The organism is Hallella seregens ATCC 51272, from assembly GCF_000518545.1.
Lineage (GTDB): Bacteria > Bacteroidota > Bacteroidia > Bacteroidales > Bacteroidaceae > Prevotella > Prevotella seregens.
This window is the reverse complement of sequence record NZ_JADU01000025.1, coordinates 1-24,962: the sequence shown is the minus strand read 5'-3', so window position 1 is coordinate 24,962 and position 24,962 is coordinate 1. Positions and strand designations below refer to the sequence as shown.

23 protein-coding genes and 1 pseudogene are annotated in these 24,962 nt (G+C 48.8%); 20 read left to right on the top strand and 4 right to left on the bottom strand.

From position 1 onward, the window contains the following. Window positions 1-6 precede the first annotated feature (6 nt). Window positions 7-1,029, bottom strand: a complete 1,023-nt coding sequence (locus tag L888_RS0108660; protein ID WP_027952607.1) for a helix-turn-helix transcriptional regulator — start codon at window positions 1,027-1,029, stop codon at window positions 7-9. A gap of 557 nt (window positions 1,030-1,586) precedes the next feature. Between L888_RS0108660 and L888_RS0108650 the strand changes: the two genes are divergently transcribed. The 4 genes from L888_RS0108650 to L888_RS0108635 all read left to right on the top strand — a co-directional run bounded on the left by L888_RS0108650 (window position 1,587) and on the right by L888_RS0108635 (window position 7,781). After that, entirely contained in the window at window positions 1,587-3,326 is a 1,740-nt protein-coding gene (locus L888_RS0108650; RefSeq protein ID WP_027952606.1) for a helix-turn-helix domain-containing protein, read from the top strand. 127 nt (window positions 3,327-3,453) lie between these two features. Further along, a complete protein-coding gene (locus tag L888_RS0108645; RefSeq protein ID WP_027952605.1) occupies window positions 3,454-3,720 on the top strand; it encodes a hypothetical protein in 267 nt (88 codons plus the stop codon). Between the two features lie 47 nt (window positions 3,721-3,767). Then, window positions 3,768-7,436 (top strand): hypothetical protein, encoded by a 3,669-nt coding sequence (locus L888_RS0108640; protein ID WP_027952604.1) that lies wholly within the window; start codon window positions 3,768-3,770, stop codon window positions 7,434-7,436. A 138-nt stretch (window positions 7,437-7,574) separates the two neighbouring features. After that, complete coding sequence (locus L888_RS0108635) at window positions 7,575-7,781, top strand: hypothetical protein (protein WP_027952603.1); 207 nt, start codon at window positions 7,575-7,577, stop codon at window positions 7,779-7,781. 434 nt (window positions 7,782-8,215) lie between these two features. On the opposite strand, the gene mobC is transcribed toward L888_RS0108635, so the two are convergent. The 3 genes from mobC to L888_RS0108620 all read right to left on the bottom strand — a co-directional run bounded on the left by mobC (window position 8,216) and on the right by L888_RS0108620 (window position 12,025). Then, window positions 8,216-10,219, bottom strand: coding sequence for a conjugal transfer protein MobC (gene mobC / locus L888_RS0108630; RefSeq protein ID WP_027952602.1), 2,004 nt, complete (start codon window positions 10,217-10,219; stop codon window positions 8,216-8,218). A gap of 83 nt (window positions 10,220-10,302) precedes the next feature. Then, a complete protein-coding gene (mobB, locus tag L888_RS0108625) occupies window positions 10,303-11,583 on the bottom strand; it encodes a conjugal transfer protein MobB (RefSeq protein WP_027952601.1) in 1,281 nt (426 codons plus the stop codon). Window positions 11,584-11,599: 16 nt separating this feature from the next. Further along, on the bottom strand, window positions 11,600-12,025 hold the full coding sequence (locus L888_RS0108620; protein ID WP_372778665.1) for a plasmid mobilization protein: 426 nt from the start codon (window positions 12,023-12,025) through the stop codon (window positions 11,600-11,602). A gap of 575 nt (window positions 12,026-12,600) precedes the next feature. Here L888_RS0108620 and L888_RS0108615 point away from each other — a divergent pair. The 16 genes and pseudogenes from L888_RS0108615 to L888_RS14890 all read left to right on the top strand — a co-directional run. Further along, a complete protein-coding gene (locus L888_RS0108615) occupies window positions 12,601-13,404 on the top strand; it encodes a nucleotide-binding protein (protein ID WP_027952599.1) in 804 nt (267 codons plus the stop codon). Then, the gene (locus L888_RS0108610) at window positions 13,391-13,864 is read left to right on the top strand and encodes a DUF3408 domain-containing protein (RefSeq protein WP_027952598.1); all 474 of its coding nucleotides are present in this window, start codon (window positions 13,391-13,393) and stop codon (window positions 13,862-13,864) included. The genes L888_RS0108615 and L888_RS0108610 overlap by 14 nt, the downstream gene beginning before the upstream one ends. 105 nt (window positions 13,865-13,969) lie before the next feature. Beyond that, window positions 13,970-14,347 carry a DUF3408 domain-containing protein gene (locus tag L888_RS0108605; protein ID WP_223381209.1) on the top strand — a complete coding sequence of 126 codons (378 nt, stop codon included), beginning with the start codon at window positions 13,970-13,972 and terminating at the stop codon, window positions 14,345-14,347. Window positions 14,348-14,349: 2 nt separating this feature from the next. Further along, window positions 14,350-15,156: a hypothetical protein gene (locus L888_RS0108600; RefSeq protein ID WP_027952597.1), complete on the top strand. Its 807-nt coding sequence runs from the start codon at window positions 14,350-14,352 to the stop codon at window positions 15,154-15,156. Between the two features lie 142 nt (window positions 15,157-15,298). Continuing rightward, on the top strand, window positions 15,299-15,598 hold the full coding sequence (locus L888_RS0108595; RefSeq protein ID WP_004343295.1) for a DUF4134 domain-containing protein: 300 nt from the start codon (window positions 15,299-15,301) through the stop codon (window positions 15,596-15,598). Between the two features lie 4 nt (window positions 15,599-15,602). After that, window positions 15,603-15,938 carry a DUF4133 domain-containing protein gene (locus tag L888_RS0108590; protein ID WP_006256403.1) on the top strand — a complete coding sequence of 112 codons (336 nt, stop codon included), beginning with the start codon at window positions 15,603-15,605 and terminating at the stop codon, window positions 15,936-15,938. Further along, entirely contained in the window at window positions 15,935-18,448 is a 2,514-nt protein-coding gene (locus L888_RS0108585) for a TraG family conjugative transposon ATPase (protein ID WP_027952596.1), read from the top strand. Before L888_RS0108590 ends, L888_RS0108585 begins: the two co-directional genes overlap by 4 nt. A 222-nt stretch (window positions 18,449-18,670) precedes the next feature. After that, a complete protein-coding gene (locus tag L888_RS0108580; RefSeq protein ID WP_008823910.1) occupies window positions 18,671-19,303 on the top strand; it encodes a DUF4141 domain-containing protein in 633 nt (210 codons plus the stop codon). Window positions 19,304-19,350: 47 nt separating this feature from the next. Further along, on the top strand, window positions 19,351-20,388 hold the full coding sequence (gene traJ, locus L888_RS0108575; RefSeq protein WP_027952595.1) for a conjugative transposon protein TraJ: 1,038 nt from the start codon (window positions 19,351-19,353) through the stop codon (window positions 20,386-20,388). Between the two features lie 52 nt (window positions 20,389-20,440). After that, window positions 20,441-21,064 carry a conjugative transposon protein TraK gene (traK, locus tag L888_RS0108570; protein WP_021583851.1) on the top strand — a complete coding sequence of 208 codons (624 nt, stop codon included), beginning with the start codon at window positions 20,441-20,443 and terminating at the stop codon, window positions 21,062-21,064. 4 nt (window positions 21,065-21,068) lie between these two features. Further along, window positions 21,069-21,371 carry a hypothetical protein gene (locus L888_RS14095; protein WP_075261856.1) on the top strand — a complete coding sequence of 101 codons (303 nt, stop codon included), beginning with the start codon at window positions 21,069-21,071 and terminating at the stop codon, window positions 21,369-21,371. Beyond that, a complete protein-coding gene (gene traM / locus L888_RS14500; RefSeq protein WP_027952594.1) occupies window positions 21,364-22,635 on the top strand; it encodes a conjugative transposon protein TraM in 1,272 nt (423 codons plus the stop codon). Before L888_RS14095 ends, traM begins: the two co-directional genes overlap by 8 nt. Before the next feature lie 30 nt (window positions 22,636-22,665). Continuing rightward, window positions 22,666-23,610, top strand: coding sequence for a conjugative transposon protein TraN (gene traN, locus L888_RS14495; protein ID WP_027952593.1), 945 nt, complete (start codon window positions 22,666-22,668; stop codon window positions 23,608-23,610). Then, on the top strand, window positions 23,604-24,194 hold the full coding sequence (locus L888_RS0108555; RefSeq protein ID WP_027952592.1) for a conjugal transfer protein TraO: 591 nt from the start codon (window positions 23,604-23,606) through the stop codon (window positions 24,192-24,194). Before traN ends, L888_RS0108555 begins: the two co-directional genes overlap by 7 nt. Before the next feature lie 13 nt (window positions 24,195-24,207). After that, window positions 24,208-24,669 carry a DUF3872 domain-containing protein gene (locus tag L888_RS0108550; protein ID WP_027952591.1) on the top strand — a complete coding sequence of 154 codons (462 nt, stop codon included), beginning with the start codon at window positions 24,208-24,210 and terminating at the stop codon, window positions 24,667-24,669. A gap of 11 nt (window positions 24,670-24,680) precedes the next feature. Further along, a pseudogene (locus tag L888_RS14890) lies at window positions 24,681-24,962 on the top strand (lysozyme); the annotation flags it as partial.

The following is a 24,962-nucleotide window of genomic DNA, read 5'->3' as shown; positions in this document are numbered from 1 at the left end:
AGGAACTTATTTATTCCCCTTTTTCGAATATTCTTTTTCCATCAACAAATTGATGAGAAATTTCTGCAAGTCTTGGCCTGTGGGCACATTTAGTTTCTTACGGATATGGTTACGCGTCACGTCAACGTTGTTTTCGGTTTTGTCGAGCAACAGGCAGATTTCGCTCCGCTTCTTTCCAGCGAGAATGAGGCGGCACACATCCGTTTCTGATTTAGTCAGACAGGGAAAGTGGTGCTCCAGATCGCAGTCATCCATCAAGTGTTTTTTCAGATGCAGGCGCACGGCGTTGATAAGGTTGCGTTGCGATTTCGGTTTGAGCATGGAAAACAGGCGATCCGTGTCCTCGGGCGAAGGGTGGCCGTTGCCGCTCATGCGCAGATAGGCCTCTATCTCCTGCCTGTTCAGCCTGACGGCGTGCATCAGTGCTGTCTCACGGTGATGCAAATCGGTATTTTCCTTCGTTACACTCATCACATTATATCGCAGCAGTTCGCCCAGCGTACAGAGGAAAAACTGCACGAAGAGAAAGAAACCGAACAGGCGCCAAAGCGAAGGCTCTTGAAGATAGGTTGCCACACAACCGTAGCTAACCACACTGATAGCAGAGACGATAAAGGGGGTGAGCCGGACAAAGCTCAACACAAGGAAGAAGACGGCCAGCAGCGACGTTACCTGATTGATGAGGATGAGCTGCAGAAAATGGTCGGGACGCACGGTGGCGAAATAAAAGAAGCGCACGGCGATGGTACACTGCGCCACGAGCACCGTGAGTGAAAAAGCCTTGGAAAGTGTCAGCCACTGCGTGAGGTAGAGCAACAGCGAAAGAAGGCATGCCGCAAGGTGTATGCCGCTCATGGAAAGCGGCAGCCAGTCGTGCGAGCCACCCAGCCTCATGAACTGCAAGGAGATGACGGAAACAACGAGAAGGGAGTGGAGCAAATACACGATGACCCGGTGCCGCTCAATGGTGTTTGTAGTGCGCGACCGTAGGAATGCCGATACCTTTTCTGTGAGAGAATGAATGATCATTGTTTCCGTTTTTACTTTCTATAACGGATGCAAAGATACTTTTTATTTTTCTATTTTCCAAGCTTTTTATTAAGTGTTTTTAAGGGGATGTTAAGGCTTTTAAGGGGCAAAGATGCCTATTAAAATAGTCTTTCTGCTATAAATCCTTAAACTAACAATTCGCTTTATGTTATTTTTGTGTCATCTTTTGCTGCTCTCGCAAAGATTTTTCTTGTGGAATTACTCGGAAGAGCACCATTAGGTTTGCGAAATTCAGCAAAAAGGAATGTGAAATGAGAAAACGAGAACGTAAACATAGAAATATTTTTAATTCATAATTAGCGAAAAGAGTTATTCATAAAAAGTGAATGAGATTATGGCAAATGAAAACAATAGATATCTTTCAGAGGATCAGGCTCAGCACCTACCTCTTCGTCCTGATACTGGTGGCACGGCAGGGATAGAAAATAGCTCAAACAGAGCAGTAGTTGCCACAACCTGCGGGATATACTTTAGGGGGAGGAAGGACAAGAAACCTGTTATGTCTATGAAGCTGTAAAACTGAATATATATCGGAAATGAAACATTTTATCACACTGCTGTTTGTCATTACACTCTGCGCAGGAGAAATGTATGCCGCCACTCCGGCAGACTCCATCCGCAAAGAGATGAAGCACCTCAAGGGAGAAAAACTTTTGCAGGCCTACCATAATCTTTGCCGGTTGGCAGCTGCCGAAGATAATATGGGCTATGAATTACGCTGCATCCGTGAATATCTTGCCGAATCCTTACGCCAAAAGGACAAGGAGGCGGAAGCCCAGGCGCGCATCATCCAGTTGTATTGCTATTACAACTACGAGATGACCGACAGCATCAGCTACTATTTGCCTGAAGTCCTCAGTGCTATGAAAAAGAACGGCACATGGGATTATTACTACAATGCGTGGAACGTGCTGATAGAGAGTTATCTCTACGAAGACAAGGTGCAGACCGCATTGCTTGAAGCGCAAAAGATGTATGCCGACGCGCGAAAAAGAAAGAGCAACTATGGATTAGGCACTTCCACCTACGGCATGGCATGCATCTATCAGACAATGGGACGCTTTCGCGAAGCCGAGAAGACCATCGAGGAGAGCATTGTCGCACTTTCCAAGGTTGATGAAATCTCACAATTGCTCTCTGCCTACAACGTCTTGGGTGAAACGCTCGACGGACTGCGGAAATATGAAAAGCTAAGGAAGAAAAGCTCAGAATGGAAAGCGGTCATCGACAAATACAAGAACGAAGCCCTGCGAAAAGGCCTCACACCCTCGCTCAACGGACGCTATCTCTACTGCACGCTGGCAACTGCCGTCGCTGAATTGGAAACAGGCCATTACGACCGCGCCAAGGAATTGCTGCAGCTGGCCGATAAATATGCCGAGGGACGCAAAGCCGTTGCCCGATTCAAGCTCCTTCAAGTGAAAGCCCGCTACTATGCAGCTACAAAACAGTACGACCGGGCTATTGCCTGCAACAACGAGAACATGGACATCATGACTGCCGCCGGCGACTCCGTCAGCTTGCTCACCGTGCAGATGCAGCAAGCCGACCTCTACACCGAGGCCGGGCGATACAAGGAAGCTGCAGAATTGTACAGACTCGTCATCCCACATAAAGACAAACTGCGCAACACCGAGCTTGCCAAGCAGCTCGACGAATTGCGCACCATCTTCGAGGTTGACAAGCTCACACTCCGGAACGAGGTCATCACAACACGGCTCTATCTCTCACTCATCATCGTGGCATTGCTGCTTGCCACCGTCGTACTTTACATCATCTACACCCGCCGCTTGCGCCGCAAAAACAGGGCTTTGTACGACTCTATTCTATTATACCGCAAGGCGGAAAGCGACATGGAGACCGCGGCAAGGCTCGTTCCCGAGGAAGAACTCGACCGTGAAGGAAAAATCTACCGCCGGTTGTGCGAGCTGATGCAGAAAGAGAAAGTCTATAAAGACACGGAGTTGAACCGCGACATTCTCTCAAAGCGGATTGGAACAAATGCCGTCTATATCACCAATGCCGTGCGCAAGTATGCCGATGGAGCCACAGTCAACGAATTTATCAACGGCTACCGGCTGCGACACGCGGCATCGCTGCTCACCAACAATCCCGACTTGAACATCAACGAGGTGGAATATAGGTCAGGATTCAATTCCCGAGCCACATTCAACCGTTGTTTCCGAGCTTTCTTCGGGATGTCGCCTTCAGAATACAAAGCTGTTTCCAAAGAAAAGAAGAAAACGCAAAAGGGCTTATCCGATGAGGAGGTATAGGTGTTCCGGATACTTATAATTCGCAGATTCTTTGTGAATTACAAATATGATACAAGTTTTTTCAAATATGAAACGCCCTGTTGGGCTTCGTAGAATAATTTTGCAACAGAATCAACAAACAGCAAACATGAAAAAGAACTGTTGGGTATATATTTTAAAAAATAAAACCGGAGAATTCATCATTGGCTTTTCACTCGATATGGATAAAAAGTTCACCGAAATCTCCACGCGAAAGGAAAAGCTGTCTTATCTCCGTCCGTTTGAAGAACCGTTTGACGGCTTGGCGCATAAGCATCTTTTGGATTCCCTTTCCAAAGATACGATCAACCATCTTGTACGACGTAATCGGGAACAGACAGAAATATACAAGGAAGTCTTCCGGAAAACGCAGTAACTACCCCCTCCAAAAAAATAACCAAAAGAATTTTAATTTCAATTTATATGAAAACAAAAAACATCATTCAGAGGCTCTGCCTCTTCCTGTTCGCCCTCATGCTGGCCCTGCCGGCAGTGGCGACAAATTATAATCGTGAGGGCTATGAGATATTCCGCTCACGCGAATTAGGCAAGCACCAGACAGTAACAACACTCCGAAAGGGACCTGTGAAAGTCTGGTTTAGCGATTGCAAGACCTCCGGTGGAACGGGCAGCGATGCCATCTTTGAGCTGCAAAAGGGAACCCGCATCCAAATAGAGGTTGACGAAGGCTATGCTATCCGCTGGGTCATCCTGCGCGACACGGAGGGTGGAAAGCGCTATAGCGATCCTGAAGGTATCAAGCGCATCAGCAGCGTTACACCGGGCTATAAATATTACTTCGAGAGGAATGCCATCTCGAATTCGCATATAAGCGGAGGCAATCAAAATCAACTCAATGACGACGACAACAACATCGTTGTCTACAATTATGATGCTCCAGAAAAAATTGTCTATATGTGGAGCCACCACAATAAAAATTGGTACCAGTTCAAGGTACGCGACATCATCGTGGGTTACGTCAGGGCACCCAAGGTGAGGTTCGAGCGGGACAGGTACGATATGTACTACACATCGATACCATCAAGTTTTTTTAAGCCCGTCCTCAACTATGATACTCACAACGTTAATGCCGAGTTCAAGGTGGACAATAATGATATTGCGACTGTCACCTCGGGCGGATTCCTAAAGTTCAAGCGCCCCGGAACGGTAGTCTTCACCGCCACTTGCAGTGCCAGTGAGAACTGTGCCAAAGCGCAGTGCAGCACGACGGTCACCACGAAGCGCGACGGAGTAACCTTTACCTCAGTAGGCCTGCCCGATGTGCTTTTCAGTAACACCCCTCACAACTTACGCGACTATCTCAATAATAGCAAAACAAAGAGCGGCGAGAATTTTGATTATAACGATGAGTCCTTCAGCGTTACCAGCAGCAACAACGCCATCCTCCGCTACGATATGCCTTATCTCAAGTTCGGCGGCACGGCAGGCGAGGCGACTATCACCTTCACGCAGAAAGAGACCAATTTCTACGAGGCGGCCTCCCTCTCGCATACCATCATCGTGATGCGCCGTGACCAGGACGGCACGATACTCATCAAGGACGCCAACGAGTGGAAGCTGTTCTGCAAACTCGTCAATGAAAAGGGCATGACTAATCTCAACGCCAAGCTCGAAGCCGACATCAATCTCGGTGGAGATATCGCGATGATAGGCAGATATGACCATAAGTATGCCGGCACGTTCGACGGACAGAACCATACGCTCACGCTCAACTGGAACACCGGCGAAAGCGACATCGCCCCCTTCCGCAGGGTGGACGGCGCAACCATCAAGAACCTGCGCACCGCAGGGACTATCAAATCGAGCGGTCACTTTCTGGCAGGGCTGATTGACGAGGCATCCGGCGATAACAACACCATCTCGAACTGCGTCAGCGCGGTGAACATCACGAGCAGCTATACCAGCGACAGATGCGGGGCTGGAGGCTTGATTTCCTATATATACACCAACACCCAAGTCACCATCACCGACTGCCTCGTCAAGGGCGCAATCAACGCCACCGGTGCAGGCAGGACAGGCATGGGCGGATTTGTATGTTACCAGTATGGCACCTGCACCCTGACTAACTGTCTCTACATTGGCGAGAACAACGCCACCGGCGGCAACACCTTCGCCGCCAACGCCACCATCAACAACTGCTACTACCTCAACGCCTGCGGTAGTGAATACAAGCAGGGCACGAAAGTAACCGAGGAGCAGCTGCGGAGCGGCGAAGTAGCTTATAAGTTGCAGAACGGCAGAAACAACACCGTCTGGGGACAAATGCTCGGCACGAACGACGAGCCCCTGCTCACTGACGACGGCGCGAAGCGGGTCTATAAGGTGGATTTCACCTTCAACAGCCAGGTGCGCGCCACGCGCTACGCCACGCGCAACAAGGCCATCTACGGCTCCATGCCCACCTTTACACCAAAGGACCTCCTTGGCAGCGACTACAACGAGCACCATTATTACTCCGGAATCGCCTTTGAGGACGGCTTCAACGGCTCAACCACCGTAACATCCGACAAGCAGGTGCGCATCAACCTCGCCGAAAAGGACTGCTACGAAATCGCATCAAAGGAGAACTGGAAGGCGTTCTGCGACATTGTAAACAGCGGACAGAACAAGATCGACGCCAAGCTCATGCGCAACGTCGACCTCGGCTCGGAAATCAACATGGTGGGAAATGATTCGAAAGAGTACGGCGGCACGTTCGACGGGCAGGGATATACGCTGAAGCTCAACTGGGATAGCGGTTCAAACGGGTACATAGCTCCCTTCAGCGTTGTGGAAGGCGCCACCATCAAAAACCTGCGCACCGAAGGGCAGATAACCTCAAACGAAAAGTTTTTGTCTGGATTGCTTATGAGTGCCTATGGCACCATCACCCTCACTAACTGTGTCAGCAATGTGAACATCACGAGCAGTATTCTAATTAGCGCATGCGACGCGGCGGGCATGATTTACTTTGTAAAACCCGGTGCCAATGTTACCATCGATGACTGCGTTGTAAAGGGTAATATCACTGCCACGACGGATATAGGAAAGGATAAAATGGCGGGATTCGTAGGAAGTCAGGAAGGCACCTGCACTCTGAACAACTGCCTATATCTTGGCAGCGGCAATGGGGATACATTTTCAAGAACCTTTGTAGGTGACGCTTACTACGGCGCAACCACAACCCTCAACAACTGCTACTACCTCAACACCTGCGGCAAGGCACAAGGCACGAAGATAACCGCCGAGCAGCTCAAGAGCGGCGAGGTGACAAAGAAGTTGCAGGCCGACCGCACCGACAAGTGCTACTGGGCACAGCAGTTGGGTGAAATGCCCGACTTCTACAACGCAGCCGACAAGAGCAAGGCGAACTACGTGTACTACGACGCGGCAAAGAACGGCTGGGCGTGCGACGACTTCCGCCTCACCGACGGACAGCCGTTGCCCATCGGGCTCGACTTCACTGCCGCCACCGTTACCTACGAGCGCAACTTCAATGGCGCGCAGAAAGCCACGCTGTGTCTGCCTTACGACTTGTCTGCTCAGGGCTTCAAGGCCTACACCCTCTCGGGCGGCAACAAAAACGAAGTCCATTTCAAGGAAACGAAAGATAAGCTCACGGCATACACACCGTATTACATCACTGCCGACGGCACGCCACTGCTCGGTGGCACGAACATCGAGGTGAAAGCCTACACCGGAGCTAATCTGACGACCAGCGCCAATGGCTACTCTATCAAGGGCACGGTGGTAAGCATGGACAACGCTACGGCTGCCGCAGCCAACGCCTACATCCTGCAGGACGATGGTATGTTCCACAAGGTAACGACCGACAACCCCGGTGCCACCGTTCCTGCTTATCATGCCTACATCATCTGTCCACCGCAAGCGTCAGGTGCCAAGCAGCTCTCTGTTGTCCTCGACGGCGAGACCACCGGCATCGGCGACGTGACGAACGAGGCGACCGACGGAAAGAACGGTCCGGTATACGACCTGCAGGGCCGCCGCGTGGCCGACCGCTTAGACGACGCACGCCACCAGCTGCCCGCAGGAGTTTATATCGTCGGAGGACGGAAGGTCATCGTGAAATAAAATCTCTTGTCATCAAGGGGGAGCGCCCGCCGTAGGGCGAGATTCATCACGTTCCGAGATCTCTCAGAGAAACGGGGGCGCTCCCGATAACCAACCAATTTTAAATATTCAAATTAACTTTTTAAACATTCAAGCAAAATGAAAAAGTATATCAAACCGGAAATTAATGTGGTTCCCATCGTATTAGAAAACGCTATCCTCGCCGGCTCCACCAGCGTGGGCATCGGCGAGGGTCCCGCAACGGGACCAGCACTGTCGAAAGGTAACAACTTCTTTGACGGCGAGGAGGACGACGATGACTATGACGCCCCGAGCCGCCGCCCGTCATCGCTGTGGAACGATTAACCCTGTCTTTTCATCGGGGGTGCGGCGCGCAACAAGTGCCGCGCTCCCGATGTTCGGGAAACGTCTGAACAAATAAATACAGATGAAAAAAGGATTTGTAGGATTTGGAAAGATTTGTATGATTTCTCGGCGTAGCCGACTGAAAGAGTGTACCTATGGGCTCATCAACTCGTCTCGGCAAGGCCGACCCATATATTAAGTATATATAAAATGAAAAACGTAAAATGCTGAGAGCCTTGCCGAAGTTCGGAAAACACCAAAACATAACGGATGTTAAATGCCGAAGTTCGGAAAACGTCAAGGCGTAACGGATGTTAAATGCCGAAGTTCGGAAAATGTCAAGGTATAACAGATGTTAAATGCCGAGACTCGGCAGACGTCCCGACAAACGACGGCAGACTTTCCGAAGCTCGGCAAACGGCTCGGCAAACGGGCTACTCCTTATTTAAGTGAGCAAGAGCCGGGTCGGCCTTGATGCGTTCCTTCTCCGATTCCACAAGTGAGATAATCTCTTGTTTGACACGTTTATAGTTGGCTTCGATGGTCTCTTTGAGATTGTCGGAGCCATCTTCGTTTGTAAAGTCCGCGATTATAGGGATTGGTTGATAGGCTTTCATCTCGGCGGAGATTTTGGCACTATCTACGACTATCTCCGCATGGAAAATCTTTTGGTCGATGCGCTCATCGAAGTTGTCGGAGACGGCACCGACAAACATTCCTTGTGTAAGGTTGCTGATTTTCGATGCAGGTATAAGACTGTCCATCTGTGTAGAGATTGAAGTGGATTTATCGTTGCGGTTGATGGTCATGGACTGCCGCTGCTGCAAGACCTTACCAAAACGTTCGGAGAGTGTTTTGGCAGTTTCGCCTACGACCTGACCACTAAATACATTACCCACCGTGTTCTGGATCACCTTACTTTCCTTGTCACCATAATCACGGGTAAGCTGTGAAAAGTCTTGAAAACCAAGACACACTGCCACTTTGTTGCTTCGTGCAGTAGCAATTAAGTTATCAAGCCCACGGAAGTAGATAGTCGGCAACTCGTCGATAATCACCGAGCTTTTGAGCTGCTTCTTCTTGTTGATGAGTTTCACGATACGGCTGTTATAAAGTCCGAGTGCAGCCGAGTAGATATTCTGGCGGTCGGGATTATTGCCCACGACAAGAACTTTCGGCTCATTGGGATTGTTGATGTCGAGTGAGAAATCATCACCCGTCATCACCCAATAAAGTGCAGGAGAAATCATACGGGATAGTGGTATCTTGGCACTGGCGATCTGTCCCTGCAACTGGTCTTGCGCACCGCCTTCCCAAGCGTCCATAAAGGGAGAAAGGTAATTGGCAAGCTCATCATAGGAAGTAAGTATCGGGAATATCTGTGCGTAGGGACGGTTAAGAAACTCTATCGCATGAGGAAATGTGCAATACTTCCCGTTCTCGTATATCTTCAGAAACCAAATGATGGCAGCCAGCAAGATAATCGGCGACTCCACGAAGAAATCCCCCTGTTTCTGTATCCACGAACGGTTAAGGTTGAGCATGATGGTGTAGGCACTCTCATAGGCATCGGATATGTCCGTCATAAAGGCAGGGTTGATGGGATTGCACCGATGCGATTTGCGAGGGTCATCGAAGTTAATCACAAAGAACTGCGGTTTTACTTCATAGGCATCCAAATGATGGAGCAGGTGATTATAGGCAATCTCGGAAAGGTCGGGAAACTTGTAATCATAGATATACATGGCAAAGCCTTTCCGAATCTGTTGCTTGATATAGTTGTTCACAATGGCGTAGGATTTACCCGACCCCGGTGTACCAAGCACCATTGAGGCACGGAAGGGATTGACTACGTTAATCCAACCATTGTTCCACTTCTTCTTATAGTAGAAGCGTGTAGGAAGATTGACAGAGTATTCATTCTCCATCAGTCGGGTTTCCTGCATAAAACTCTCGTTCTCTGTATTGAAAACATCGTCCATCAGGTTGTTTTTGAGTAGTCGGCTCATCCATACGCCACCCATCAGCAGACAGATATAGCCCACAGAGAGCGTGAAGATATAAAGCGAGGCTGCACCGACCTTACCGATCGGCAATGCTAAGAGCCACCAGTTGAGGAAGAAAAGCACAAAACCGGAGAAAAGTATTGTCCAAATCTTCGGCCATGTAATTTTCTCTTCCTTCACGCCTTTTGTCCCCAAACAGGACAGTGCAAGGAATACCACACAAAAGAGTTTCGTCCAAAGTATGGACGAGAACAAGCCCGCCGTGTGTTGGAAATTCATCAGAATTCTGTTGACGACGCCGAGTGTAAAATGCCACTCCTGAAATGCCTCGTAGCAGAACCAATAGCAGTTGGTAAGTAGGAATATCACTGATATGCCTCGCATAAAGTCCATCACCTTACCCAATGCCCTTAAATCATCTTCTTGTGCCATAATCGTATTGCTTTTATATTTGTTGTATTATCATTATTTGAATTGCGTTTGAATACTGTTCAAACAAAATTTGAAATACCTACTTATCTTTTCCTCCGTTTGAGATTGACTTTGCTTTGCCTGCGAAGTTTACGCTGCCATGCCGCTTCTTTCCAATCATCATTGCCCGTAGATCTGAAAGAGTCACCCACTATATCCTCGATGAGTTCATCGACAAGGTTGTCTCCATCTTCCGTATCTGATTGCAAGGGATGAGCGGTTGGCGATGGTTCCAAACGAACAGACGAACCACCATACAGCATTTCAACCAAGAATGGGTTGTGCGTAGGATTGGAGAAGTAGCCATTGAATACATTGGCGGCATATCCCTTTCCCAATCGTGAACCGTTGAGTGCAACACCTTGCTCGTCATCAATAAAGGTAATGCCGTAAATTCTTCCATTGTCATTTTTTCGGATTACCACACGCAAGCCTTGTTCCTCCAATCTGCTCCGCAGGTCTTTCTCTGTATTGGGAGAGGTGCGCATTGTTTGTAACACCTTGTTCCTTATGGTTGGTATCAGTGGCTTGATGGTTTGCTTGGACTTCTGTATCCTGTTTTGTATGGCAGTATAGCCCACACCATGCCCGATGTCCGAGGCATGGATGGGTGTGCTTACTTTATTGCTCTTGTCATCTGTCGGAACATAGACCAGTCCGTCATATTTCTTTCCTCGGAACTCCGTTTTTACTTCTTCTACGGCAAGGTTATATTTGCTCAGAATGGTGTTCAGTTCTCCTAATGAACAGAACTTATAATGTTTCAGCACCATGCGGACAACATTTGCCACCTGTTCCTTGATATTCCCTTTTATGGTATCCACCTTGGGCGTTTCTGCTACTGCCTTCTCAGTAACCTTTGAACTCGGAATAAGGTTATACTTCCTTTCCAAGGCATCGGTAATTTGCTTGCTCCGCCGTTTCTCAAACTTATCATTAATCTTCTGCCCACGACTGTCCACCCGAAGTGATACGATGTGTATATGCTCACGGGCGATGTCGCTGTGCTTGAACACGATATAAGGTTGATTGCCGTAGCCGAGTGCCTCCATATACTCCTTGGCAATCTGCATGAGTGTTTCATCTGAGAGCTTCTCGTCCGGATGCGGATTAAGGGAACAATGGAACACCGTCTTCTTCGTTCGGCATTTCTTGGGTATCAATGCCTCCATGTCGGCAAGCACGTCCTCCATCGTATAACGTCCCTCTCTGTCCTGATACAACTCAGCGGCAAGGAGAATGCTTGCTTCCCCTTTCTCCACCTTTTTGAAGTTATAGCCGAGTGCCCCTCCAAGGTTCTCCGTTGCTGAAATTTTTGCTATCATTTTTCTAACTAAATTCTCAATACTTCTTCTTTCTATAATCAATGGTTAGATTGATAGCCTGCTCTTGTAAGGCAATGATTTGAGCCGACAATTTCTCCAACTTCTCAAGCATAATCTGTGCAGTCTTTATGCTGTGATAGCTGTTGATGGCACGCACGGCTTGGTTATACAGCACGCCAATCTTATGGATTTGCGTCGTCAGTTCTGAGAGCTTCCGGTAATATTCCACTGCGGATTTATCCACCGTAATCACCTTGAAACTCTCTCCAAGAATACGTCCACGCACGAAATCCGACTTTGTTTTTGCCCCCGAACGCTGAAACAAATCTATCGCCCGTTGCTGGTCTTTGGGGTTGGGCAACCGCACATGCCAGTTGTCCCAACGAGGCTTTTCTGCCTTTTTTCGTTCTAAACGATATTCTGTACCTTTATTCATATTCATTTGGTCTTCTAATTACGACTTTGGAGTAATTCATCCCCCTTCGGGGCAAGGGCCTTTGTGGTACAAATGGCGGTTTGTGTTACAAAGACACACCTTGCCAATATCAAGAGTTGATACGATTGAAGTATCCACCCTTATGGGGTGTCTGCTTCGGGATATTACCTCCATGTATTATTCTCGCCTGCAAAGTTACGGCAGATTTCCAAATATCTCATTATCAGCCATATTCCCTCTTTTTCCTTTCATTTCCCTCCATTTCACAGGCATAGAAAAATCTATCGAAAAAGCTTTTATTTTGCAGACAGAACGAGCGGACAATCGCTCGAACAAACGTTCAAAAGGACGATAAAAAGTTCGGAAAATAGATTGTTCGATTTCTCGATAGTTCGAGATGTAGATTTCTCGAACTCTCGACAAACCGAATGGTTGATAGAACAAATGATTGATAAATCAAATGACCGACAGATCGGCAAGACAAACTATAAAACAAACTGTCGATGGTTCTATCGGACAATCAAACGTTCAAACGGCATATCGCCCAAAAGACAGTTCAATAAATAAAAATATCTATCGCAATGGAACAGACAAATACATCGCCCATCTTTCTGGGCTTTTCCTCCCAGAAAGGAGGTGTCGGAAAAAGCACGCTGGCAGAAATCGTCAGCAGCATCCTCTATTATGAGAAAGGCATCGAACTCTTCATCGTAGATTGCGACCTTTCGCAGGACTCCTTTTACAAGCTCCGCCAAAGGGAAAAGACCTTTGTTGAGGATGATCCCTTGATCTCCGAGCAGATGAACAACTATTTCTCTGCACTGGGGCGTGTCTCCTACCGTGTGCTTAAGGCCGACCCGAAGGGTGCCATCGCCAAGGCTGCCGAACACATCCGCAAAAACCCAAAGAAACGCTTTGATCTGGTGGTCTTCGACTTTCCCGGGCATGCGGGGACGAGTGATCTGCTGGAACTCTCACTAGAAATGGACTATATCCTTTCCCCCATCGAGGCCGACGTACAGTCAATGGTTTCCTGCCTTGCCTATGCCAAGACCATGCAGGACTTGGGGGTGTCGATGACTGGGGCGCGTATCAAGGATGTCATGCTCCTTTGGAACAAGGTGGACAGACGGGTGAAGAGCACGCTGATAGAGAAATACAGCGAATACATCAGGAACGAGGGCTATACGCTGTTTGACGAACACGTCTATGCCGCCCACCGTTTCTGTCACGAGTTGGAACAATACGGCTTTCGTGGGGCATTCCGTTCCACTTATCTGGCTCCGGGCAAAGCCCAACGTGCAGGCACGGGGTTGGATGAGATGATTGACAGCCTGCTCACGCATATCAGACTAAAGAAGGAGGCGGACAATGGCACGGATTGACGAACGGAGAAAAATCTTGGAAGCCAAGCTCAAGGAGATGTCAGAGGACGGCATGATGAAAGGAAAGCCCAAGGAAACGCTTGCCTTCGACCCGCCCGATGAGGATGAAGAAAACGAGCAACAAGAGGCGAAGGAGGTTAGGCCGGTTCAAGGGAATACTCCCGTCCTCCAAGAAACGAATGCGGAAAGGACAAAGGAAATGTCGCATGAGACTCCGGCACTCTCATTGGATAATTACCGGACACGCTATTTTCACGCTGTCCGTATCCGCGAAAAGACTGCCTTCACGATGAACGTGGAGACCTTGCAGGTACTAAGGAACGTGCTGCAAGACTTGGGTGAACGGGTATCGATGGCATCCTACATAGACAACATTCTCCGTGAGCACCTCAGAGAGCATAAGGAATTGCTCAACAATGCCACGGCAAGACAACGGCGTAAAACAACCATAACAATATAACATATTATGACAACAAACGATTTTCTGATTTTATTCTTGGTATTCAGCAATATTCTTCTGATTATATATTGCTGTGTCATTTTCTTTCAGGTTTACATAAGAGACATGAATACCAAGGAAGACAACACGGACAATCCCACTCAGGTAAAGAAAACAGCGTCCGGAACTCAGCATCTTATGGAAGACAGCAAGGATTTTACAGATACGGATTACCTTGCTGACTTTATGCTGCAAAGTACAGAGGAGCAATGGGAGGATTACAAAGCCAAGTTCTTTATTCCAAGGCGGTCCCGAAACAAATCGGGGTTCACGATCAACACAGAGACCTTAACCATACTCCGCAATGTTCTCCGCGATACGAAGGCGGAAACGACGTTGACGGCTTACATAGAGAATATCCTTACCAATCACCTCAAAACTCATCAGGAGCTTATCAATGAGATTGCAGACAAGCAGAAATTAAAAAACACTTTATACCTGTGAATATGGAAACTGTTCTTTTAGATATTCTCCTTTTCTTGGGTGTTGTTTGGGTGATTTTGGGCATCGCATACCTGTGGAGTTTGTTTCAAGGTTTGAACATAAAACCAAGAAAAGACACTGAAGAAATGAAAGCTGGCAAGCAAGGTGAAAGTCCCAAGCCTTCTGTTTCCCAAGAGCAAATTGACAGTGCCCGCCATATTCTGGTAGGCAGGAGCAAACCTTTCACTTCCCCGTCTGTCCCTGAAGTTCCCGCCGTTTCCCCGTCTGAAAAATCAGCCAAAATTTCTGATACTTTTGCAGGGCAAAACTCCTTGGCAGGGCAAGATGCTGCCGAAAAAGCAGGAAGTACCGCTGAGGAGGACGACAATGAGATGAATGTCGACTATACGATGGACGAACCGGATGAGGACACCATAGCCCGTGAGGAACTGCAATTGGAAATCGGCGGACGAGGTGAAAGCCTGATAGCAGACGATTCTCTGCCCGAAGTATCACCGTCCAGCATCCTCGCAAGGGACATCATCCGTGTCAATGGTTGGCACAAGAATGACGATGCGCTTGATGAGGAAGACGAAACTGACGTTCACGAAACGCTGCAAGCGATACGAGGGACTGAGCTCATGGAATACATGAAAGAAGTCGCACTCGGACAGGAGCAAGACCATCAAAAGCTACTCGCTGCCATCCGCAAGGTCGAAGAAACGGAGTTGCAGGAGAATGATACAAAAATGACTTCTGTCCCCGAAACAGACAAAGAAAACAATAACGAGGGAACGACGGAAGAAAAGCCGCTTTCCTACTATCTGTAAAACAATCCATATTGCAAACAGGGAAGGAGTAACGGACGGGGCGGCTCACTGGTAAAACAATCTCATACGATAAGACAGAGCCAGCTCCGCCGTCTCCTCCCATCAAAGACTTATCATTAACAACTTAAAAATAAACAGAACAATGGACAAAAAGAAAATCATGATGCTGTTCCTGCTGACGGCTACTGCCATAGGAGCGTATGCACAGGGCAACGGCATTGCCGGAATCAATGAAGCAACGAAAATGGTAACCTCCTACTTCGACCCCGGCACGAAACTCATCTATGCCGTAGGGGCGGTGGTAGGTCTGATTGGAGGCATTAAAGTGTACAACAAGTTCTCAAGTGGTGACCCCGATACGAGCAAGACCGCAGCCTCCTGGTTCGGTGCGTGTATCTTCCTCATCGTGGCTGCCACTATCCTGAGAAGTTTCTTCCTGTAAAGCGATGGCTGCATTTGAAATCAACAAAGGTGTAGGTCGGACGGTGGAGTTCAAGGGTTTGAAGGCGCAGTACCTCTTCCTCTTTGCAGGAGGCTTGCTGGCAGTCTTTATTCTTGTGGTCATTCTCTATCTCTGTGGAGTCAGCCAAATTACCTGTCTTGTCATAGGTGTAGTGGGTGCCAGCTTTGTGGTATGGCAAACGTTCACCATGAACAGAAAGTACGGGCAATACGGGCTGATGAAAAAAGGAGCAGTGCGTATGCACCCACGCTACCTTGTGAACCGCCGTACGGTCTGCCACCTTATCCGTAACCTTCAACCAAAGAAAGCGAAGAAATGAGAAATAAAAGCAAGATAACCACCTTGGAATCTAAGTTTCCACTGCTCTCCATAGAGCAGGGCTGTCTGGTGAGCAAAGATGCTGACATCACGGTGGCTTTCCGTGTGGAGCTGCCCGAACTCTTTACCGTCACCTCTACAGAATACGAAGCAATGCACTCTGCCTGGCATAAGGCAATCAAGGTGCTACCCAATTACAGCATCGTACACAAGCAGGACTGGTTCATCAAGGAGGACTATCAAGGAAAGCTCTCCGATGGCGGACTGAGCTTCCTTGCCCGTTCCTCTGAACGGCATTTCAATGAACGTCCGTATCTTCACCACTCAGTCTATCTCTTCCTTACCAAGACCAACAAGCAGCGTATGGCACAACAGAGCAATTTCTCTTCACTCTGCCGTGGACACCTGCTGCCCAAGGAGATTACCAACAAAGATGAGGTGATGAAGTTCATGGAAGCAGTAGACCAGTTCGAGCGTATCATCAATGATACCGAGCTGCTAAGGATTGTCCGCATGACAGAAGAAGAGTTAGTTGGCACAAATGAAAAGGGCGGACTGCTCGACAGGTATTTCTCTTTATCTGAAGAAGGGCATGCGTCTTTGGAGGACATCCGTCTGGGCGCAGACCTTGTGCGTGTGGGCGACAATATGCTTTGTCTACACACACTCTCCGACACGGATGACCTGCCGACAACGGTCAGCACGGACAGCCGATATGAACGGCTATCCACCGACAGAAGCGACTGCCGTCTTTCCTTTGCCTCGCCCGTAGGACTGATGTTGCCCTGCAACCATATCTATAACCAGTACCTCTTCATCGAGGACAGCGATGCCAACTTGGAACGGTTCGAGAAGCAGGCAAGAAACATGCACTCGCTGGCACGCTACAGCCGTAGCAACCAAATCAACGAGGAATGGATACAGGAGTATCTCAATATTGCCCATTCACAGGGGCTGACATCTATCCGTGCTCACTTCAACGTATTGGCATGGAGTAGCGATAAGGAAGAACTTCGCCAGATCAAGAATGACGTGGGCTCTGCACTTGCTCTTATGGAATGCCACCCACGCCACAATACCATTGATGCGGCAACGCTCTACTGGGCAGGCATTCCCGGCAATGCCGCAGACTTTCCAGCAGAAGAGTCGTTCTATACTTTCATCGAGCCTGCCCTCTGCTTCTTTACGGCAGAGACGAACTATAAGGACTCGCTATCACCCTTCGGTATCAAGATGGCAGACCGCCTTTCAGGAAAACCTGTTCACTTGGACATATCGGATTTGCCGATGAAAAAGGGAATCATCACCAACCGTAACAAGTTCATCTTGGGTCCTTCAGGTAGTGGCAAGAGCTTCTTCACCAACCACATGGTACGCCAGTATTACGAGCAAGGGGCACATGTCCTCTTGGTCGATACGGGTAACTCATATCAAGGCTTGTGTGAACTTATCCACCGCAAGACCAAGGGCGAGGACGGCGTATATTTCACCTATACCAATGAAAGTCCGATTTCCTTCAACCCTTTCTACACGGATGATTACTTCTTCGATGTAGAGAAAAGGGAGAGTATCTGCACGCTGCTGCTTACACTTTGGAAGAGTGCTGATGAGCATATCACTAAGACCGAGGCTGGTGAACTTGGTTCTGCCGTAAACTCCTATATCGAGCTGATATGTGCTGACCACAGCGTTACGCCATGTTTCAACACCTTCTATGAGTATCTGCGGGACGTGTACCGAAAGGATATGGAAAAGCGTGACATTAAGGTAACGCTCTCGGACTTTAATATCAACAACCTCTTAACAACATTGAAGCAATACTATCGTGGTGGTCGATATGATTTCCTGCTGAACTCGGACAAGAACATCGACCTGCTCTCCAAACGCTTCATCGTCTTCGAGATTGACCAAGTGAAGGACAACAAGGATCTCTTCCCCGTGGTGACGATTATCATCATGGAAGCCTTCATCAACAAGATGCGAAGACTCAAAGGCATCAGGAAAATGATACTCATTGAAGAAGCGTGGAAAGCCATTGCTTCGGCTAACATGGCAGACTATATAAAATATTTGTACAAGACGGTGAGAAAGTATTTCGGGGAAGCCATTGTCGTGACGCAGGAGGTGGACGATATCATCCAGTCTCCGATTGTCAAGGAGAGCATCATCAACAACTCCGACTGCAAGATACTGCTTGACCAGCGCAAGTACATGACCAAGTTCGACGGCATACAGGCTATGCTCGGCTTGTCCGAAAAGGAGAAGAGCCAAATCCTCTCCATCAACCAGAACAACGACCCGAACCGGCTCTACAAGGAGGTGTGGATAGGGCTGGGCGGTATGCAGAGTGCTGTCTATGCTACGGAAGTGAGCATGGAGGAATATCTGACCTACACCACGGAAGAAACCGAAAAGGTGGAGGTAATGAACAGGGCTGCACAGCTCGGTGGGGACATCGAAACGGCTATCCGGCAGCTTGCACAAGAGAAACGGGCTGCACGAAACCATTAATCGGACAAGACATGTAAAGGATGTATTGGTTTAGCCAAACGTAGACAAATAATGCTCCAAACGTGGATAAACAATTGGACAAACGTGTCCAATCAATTAGACAGTCGTGTCCAAATACTTGGACTAACTTGTCCAGCTTATCACTATAACAGCAAGTTGAATAGACATCCCTTAGTGGACATTCAGACAAACATAGTATTCACATCATAAACAAAAAGAACAATGAAAACAAGAATTTTAATGCTGCTGATGGGCACCGTCCTTTTATTCAGCGGAAAGGCCCACGCACAGTGGGTGGTGACTGATCCCGGTAACTTCGCCGGCAACATCGTCAATTCGGTCAAGGAGATTGCCACCGCCTCCAAGACGGTGAAGAACACCTTGGACGGATTCAAGGAGGTGGAAAAACTCTACAACGACACCAAGAAGTATTACGATGCGCTTAAGAAGGTGAACAACCTCATCGGGGATGCCTACAAGGTCAAGGAGTGCATCCTGATGGTGGGCGACATCTCGGAGATTTACGTTACCTCGTATAAGAAGATGCTCTCGGACAAGAACTTCCGCCCTTCGGAACTTGCTGCAATGGCTTCGGGCTATGCCAAGCTTCTGGAACAGAGTGGGGAGAGTCTCAAGGAACTCAAGTCCATCGTCAAGTCGGGTGTCCTCTCGATGAACGACCACGAGCGTATGCAGGCCATCGACCGTATTTATACCACACTGAGGGAAAACCGCTCGCTCGTGTCGTACTACACAAGAAAGAACATTTCCGTGAGCTACGTGCGTGCAAGGGAAAAGAACAACCTTGCCTCCGTCAAGGCACTCTACGGCAATACGGCAAGCAGGTATTGGTAATTAAGTTATTGGTTATTGGTCATTCATACATCTAAACACACTTGCTTATGGATTTTGCCAGTTTACACGAGCTGCTCCACTCAACCTATGACGAGATGATGCCGCTCTGCGCCCAGATGACGGGCATTGCCAAGGGTATTGCAGGCTTGGGTGCACTCTTTTATATTGCCCTTCGGGTATGGGCTTCCATAGCCCGTGCCGAGGCGATAGACGTCTTTCCCCTTCTCCGTCCCTTTGTCTTGGGTTTCTGCATCATGTTCTTCCCGACAGTCGTACTGGGTACGATGAATGCCGTTCTCTCGCCCGTAGTGCAGGGAACGGAAAGCATGGTGCACCAACAGGAGACCAACTTGGCGGAGCTTACCGCCAAACGTAACCGTCTACAGGAGGAAGCCTACCTGCGCAATCCCGAAACAGCCTACTTGGTATCCAACGAGAAGTTCGACCAAAAGATAGAGGAGATGGGTATCATCGGACCTGAAGATGCCGTGACGATAGCGGGTATGTATGCCGAGCGTGCTGCCTATCAGACCAAGCAGTGGGTGATGAAAATGGTGCACGACCTCATGGAGCTGCTGTTCCATGCTGCAGGACTTATCATCGACACGCTGCGCACGTTCATGCTCATCGTCCTTTCCATCCTCGGTCCGATAGTCTTCGGCATTGCCGTATGGGACGGGTTGTCGGGTTCGCTCACGGCTTGGTTCTCACGCTATATCTCTGTCTACCTGTGGCTGCCTGTCAGCTCTATCCTTACGGCACTGCTTACGAAGATACAGGTGCTGATGGTACAGAAGGACATCGAAGCACTCAGTGACCCCAACTACCTGCCTGATTCGGGGACGTGGTACTACATCGTCTTCTTCCTTATCGGTATCGTGGGTTACTTCTGCGTTCCCACCGTTGCAGGCTGGATTATCGAAGCAGGAGGCGGTATCGGCTCTTATGGTCGCAATGTCAATCAAGCTGCACAGCGCGGTGCACAAAGTGCCTACACGGGCGGACGATATGCCGCAGCAGGTGCCGGGTCGGTCATCGGAAATGTCGGTGGACGTATCAAGGGTGCACTGCTTAAAGGAAAATAGAAATGGAGCAATAATGCTTAATTCATCAACAGCTATAAAAGGAAAGAAAAAAATGGAATTCAAATCACTCAACAACATCGAGACCTCATTCAGACAGATAAGACTCTATGCCTTTGTCTTTGCTATCGTCTGCGTGGCAGTAAGCGGTTATGCCGTCTATGCCTCGTACAGCTTCGCCAAGGAGCAACGGGAGAAAATCTATGTGCTTGACCAAGGCAAGTCGCTCATGCTTGCCCTCAGTCAGGATGCAAGTCGAAACCGTCCCGTAGAGGCAAGGGAGCATGTCCGCCGTTTCCATGAGCTGTTCTTTACCATTGCGCCTGACAAGGATGCCATTGAGAAGAACATGGAGCGTGCCTTCGTGCTGTGTGATAAGTCGGCTTTCAACTATTACAAGGACTTGGCGGAGAAGGGCTATTATAATCGTGCCATATCGGGTAATGTCAACCAGCGCATAGAGGTGGACTCTATTCACTGCAACTTTAATACTTACCCTTATGCGGTAACGACTTATGCAAGGGAGTTTATCGTCCGTCAGAGCAACGTCACAGAGCGCAGTCTTGTTACGACCTGCACGCTGCAGAACTCTGTCCGTTCGGACAACAACCCGCAAGGCTTCCTGATGGAGAACTTCCTCGTCAAGGAGAACAGAGACATACAGACTTATAAACGATAAGGCTATGGCAAGAAAAAGAAACTTTTTACTATCACGTCACTATCTGCGCTTTCACCTATGGCTCCGCCATCGTTGTGAACGGCTCACGATAAGGCAGAGAAAGGAAATCGTCTATGGGCTGAGTTTCATCTATCTGCTCTGCTCGCTTTGGATGATAGTGCAGTTTTTCCTTCCTCCAAAGAAGGAAAAACTACCCATCCCCACGGGAAAGCTGACGGACAGTCCGATACGGACGGACAGCACTTTACATGAGTTACACGGCAATTTTTACCTACAACATCATCAAACAATCAAGGAAAATGGATAATAAACAGAAAGAACAAATGAAGAAAGGCTTGGTCTTCGGAGGACTGGGACTGCTGTTTGCCCTCTCTATGTGGTTTATCTTCGCGCCTTCGGGCAAGGATAAGACCGCTGCAGAGCAGGGACTCAATGACAGCATCCCGCAGGCAACGACTGAAAAGCTCACCGAAAACAAGCTCAAAGCCTACGAATTAGGCGACAAGGCACACGAGGAAGAACAGACCCGCGAGGAGATGGGCAGACTATCGGACTATTTCGCACAGAACACCGCCCCATCAGAGGCGCAGCGTGCAGAGACAGCTGCTTCTACGGCAAAGATAGAAAACTCCATGCATCGCTATGAGGAGAATAATCGGCTCTTGAACTCCTTTTACACTCCCGACCCACACGAGCAGGAGCGTGAAGCCCTGCGCTCGGAGATAGATAACCTTAAAAAGGAACTCTCTGCCAAAGACAGCAGGGAGGACAATGAAGAAAAACGGCAGCTTGCCTTGATGGAAAAGAGCTATCAGATGGCAGCGAGGTATCTTCCCAAGGCTTCTGCCGTTCCACCATCTTTGGGTAATGACTTTACCGAGGGTAAAGGGCAAACGGCAACGAACAAAGGTCAGAGTATGGGCAGTAATATAAGCGGAGGTTCGGCCGACTTGCCTGCAATGGAAATCTTGGCGGAACGCAAACAGGTAGTATCCTCACTGGGGCAGCCGATGAGCGACGCTGACTTCATCAAGGAGTATGGCACGAAAGCACGCAACTTGGGCTTCCATTCGCTCGCAAGTGCGGCTGCACCCACGATGCGCAACACGCTCAAAGCAGTGGTAGACCATACTACGACACTCAAGGAAGGGGACAACGTGGTGCTCCGTCTGCTGGAAACCGCCAAGGTACAGGGATTGCAAATTCCACGACAGAGCCGACTGATAGCCGTCGCCAAGATAGTAGGCAACCGTATGCACCTGCTTATCAAAAGCATTGAGGTGGACGGGCATATCATAGCCGTCAAACTCTCGGCATACGATACGGACGGACAGGAGGGTGTGTATATACCCGGTTCGGAGGACGTCAATGCGCTTAAGGAAGTCGGGGCGAACATCGGCGGTTCAATGGGAACATCCTTTACCTTCGCTTCCTCTGCCAAGGACCAGATTATCTCCGAGGCTGCACGTGGCGTGATGCAGGGGGCGGGTCAGCTGCTGCAAAAAAAGCTGCTCACCGTCAAGGTGACGCTCAAAGGCGGTTATCGCCTGTTTTTGGTACAGACAAAATAAAAATGTAAAACAATCAAATCAATAGCAACAATGAAGAAATTAATTTTATCAATGGCTATGCTTGCCACGATGGGAGCTACAGCACAAACCACAACTTCAACGCTCACACCTGACCGTCCGCTTACTTCGGGCGAACTTTTCCAAGGCATGAGCCGTGCCATACCAAATGGGCGCGTTATCCTTCCATACGGCTTGGACGTTACTTTCGATAAGACCGTACATCTTATCTTTCCCGCTGCCGTCCGCTATGTGGACTTGGGCTCACAGAACATTATCGCGGGAAAGGCGGAGGATGCGGAGAACGTGCTGCGTGTCAAGGCTGCCGTCAAGGACTTTGAGACGGAAACCAATATGAGTGTCATCTGTGAGGACGGCTCTTTCTATGCTTTCAACGTGAAGTATGCCGATGAGCCGGAGAAGCTCAGCATTGAGATGAAAGACTTTCTCTCTACGACAGAAGGCAGGTTGCCAAGCAATCGCTCTGATATTTACTTTAAGGAACTCGGCAACGAGTCGCCCGTATTAGTAAAACTGATGATGCAGACCATCTATCAGAATGACAGATGCTGCATCAAGCACATCGGTGCTCAGCAGTTTGGTATGAAGTTCCTGCTTCGTGGCTTGTATGCCCATAACGGCTTGCTGTATTTCCACATTCGTATGGGAAACGGTACGAATATGCCGTACTCAGTGGATTTCATCACCTTTAAGGTGGTGGATAAGAAGATGGCAAAGCGCACCGCCATTCAGGAGCAGGTGCTTCAGCCACTTCGTGCCTATCATCAGGTGATGCAGGTGCGTGGTATGGGTAGTGAACACACTGTGTTTGCGTTCGAGCAGTTTTCTCTTGCAGAAGACAAGCAGCTTGAAGTGACGCTCTATGAGAGAAATGGCGGTCGTACGCTGACCTTTTATGTAACGGCAGAAGACCTGCAGTTGGCAAAGAAGATTGATAACCTCAAACTGAAATGGTGATGAAGAAGAACAATATCATTCTGACAGTATGCGTTGCGGTGGCCATGACTTTCAGTCTGCCATCGCAGGCACAGCGACTGATACCCAAGCAAAGGGGCGTAGAGGTCGTAGGAAGTATTCCGCTTATCAAGGGTGAAAAGTTCCTTGTTGCTGACAATTTCGGCATGGGAGCATCACTCACCCGATATCTGGGTCGTGAGAATTATACCTTTGTTATGGCAGAGTATGAACAGCAGAATATGCCGTACAGAAGCTATAACGTAAAACTCAAGGATGCTCTCTTGCAGGTGGGTTATATGCACCCTGTTCTCTCCGACAGAGGTAAAAACGTGTTTCTCTATGGTGGTATATCCGCCTTGGGTGGCTATGAGCAACTGAATGAGGACAAGAAGCTGCTGCCCGACGGGGCAACACTGCTCGACCGCTCCCGCTTTGTCTATGGCGGTGCCGTGCATGGTTCGGTGGAAGTGTTTCTGACGGACAGGGTGCTCTTTCTTGTAAAGGCACAGGGACGTTTCCTCTTTGGATCGGACGTGCATCGTTTCCGTCCGGCTGTTTCAGCAGGACTTAGGTTTAATCTTTAAGCAAGAATAGAAAATGAAAAAGAAAATATTAAGTTCGATATGGATAATGGGTGTGCTGACCCTTGCCGTGTTTTGCCTATCTGCTTGTGATAGGGATTTGGATGTTCAGCAGTCTTATCCGTTTACGGTGGAGACAATGCCGGTTCAGAAGGACATCATAAAGGGACAGACGGCTGAGATACGCTGCACGCTCAAACGAGGGGGCGACTTTGCTGACACTCGCTATACGATACGTTATTTCCAGTCTGATGGCAAAGGCTTGCTAAGAAATGATAACGGTACAATCTTCAAGCCCAACGACCGCTATCCGCTGACCAAGGATGTGTTCCGCTTATACTACACTTCTCTGTCAGCCGACCGCCAGACGATTGATGTATATGTGGAGGATAGTTTCGGTAAGGTTCAGCAGCTAACCTTTAGTTTCAACAACGAGCGGGAAGAGGGCAAGGACAAGCCCGCATCTTCTCGCCACTAAGAACGTAATTGATGCGAACGATAAATTCTTTCATTTTACTTTGTGTATTCTGCCTGTTCTGTCAGCCGACCCTTGCCCAGCGCAGGGTGCGGCTGGCAGACTTGCCACCTTTCGAGCGTGTCGTGGTTGTTGTTAAATACTTTGAGGGACTCCATAATAAGCCGAAGGATTTTCCTTATGTAGGATATGGTCATCAGTTGCAACCAGGAGAGCACTTCACGGCGGATATGACGGAACGGCAGGCAGACTCCCTGCTCCGTGCCGACCTTTGGAAATGCTTTGAACACTTCAAA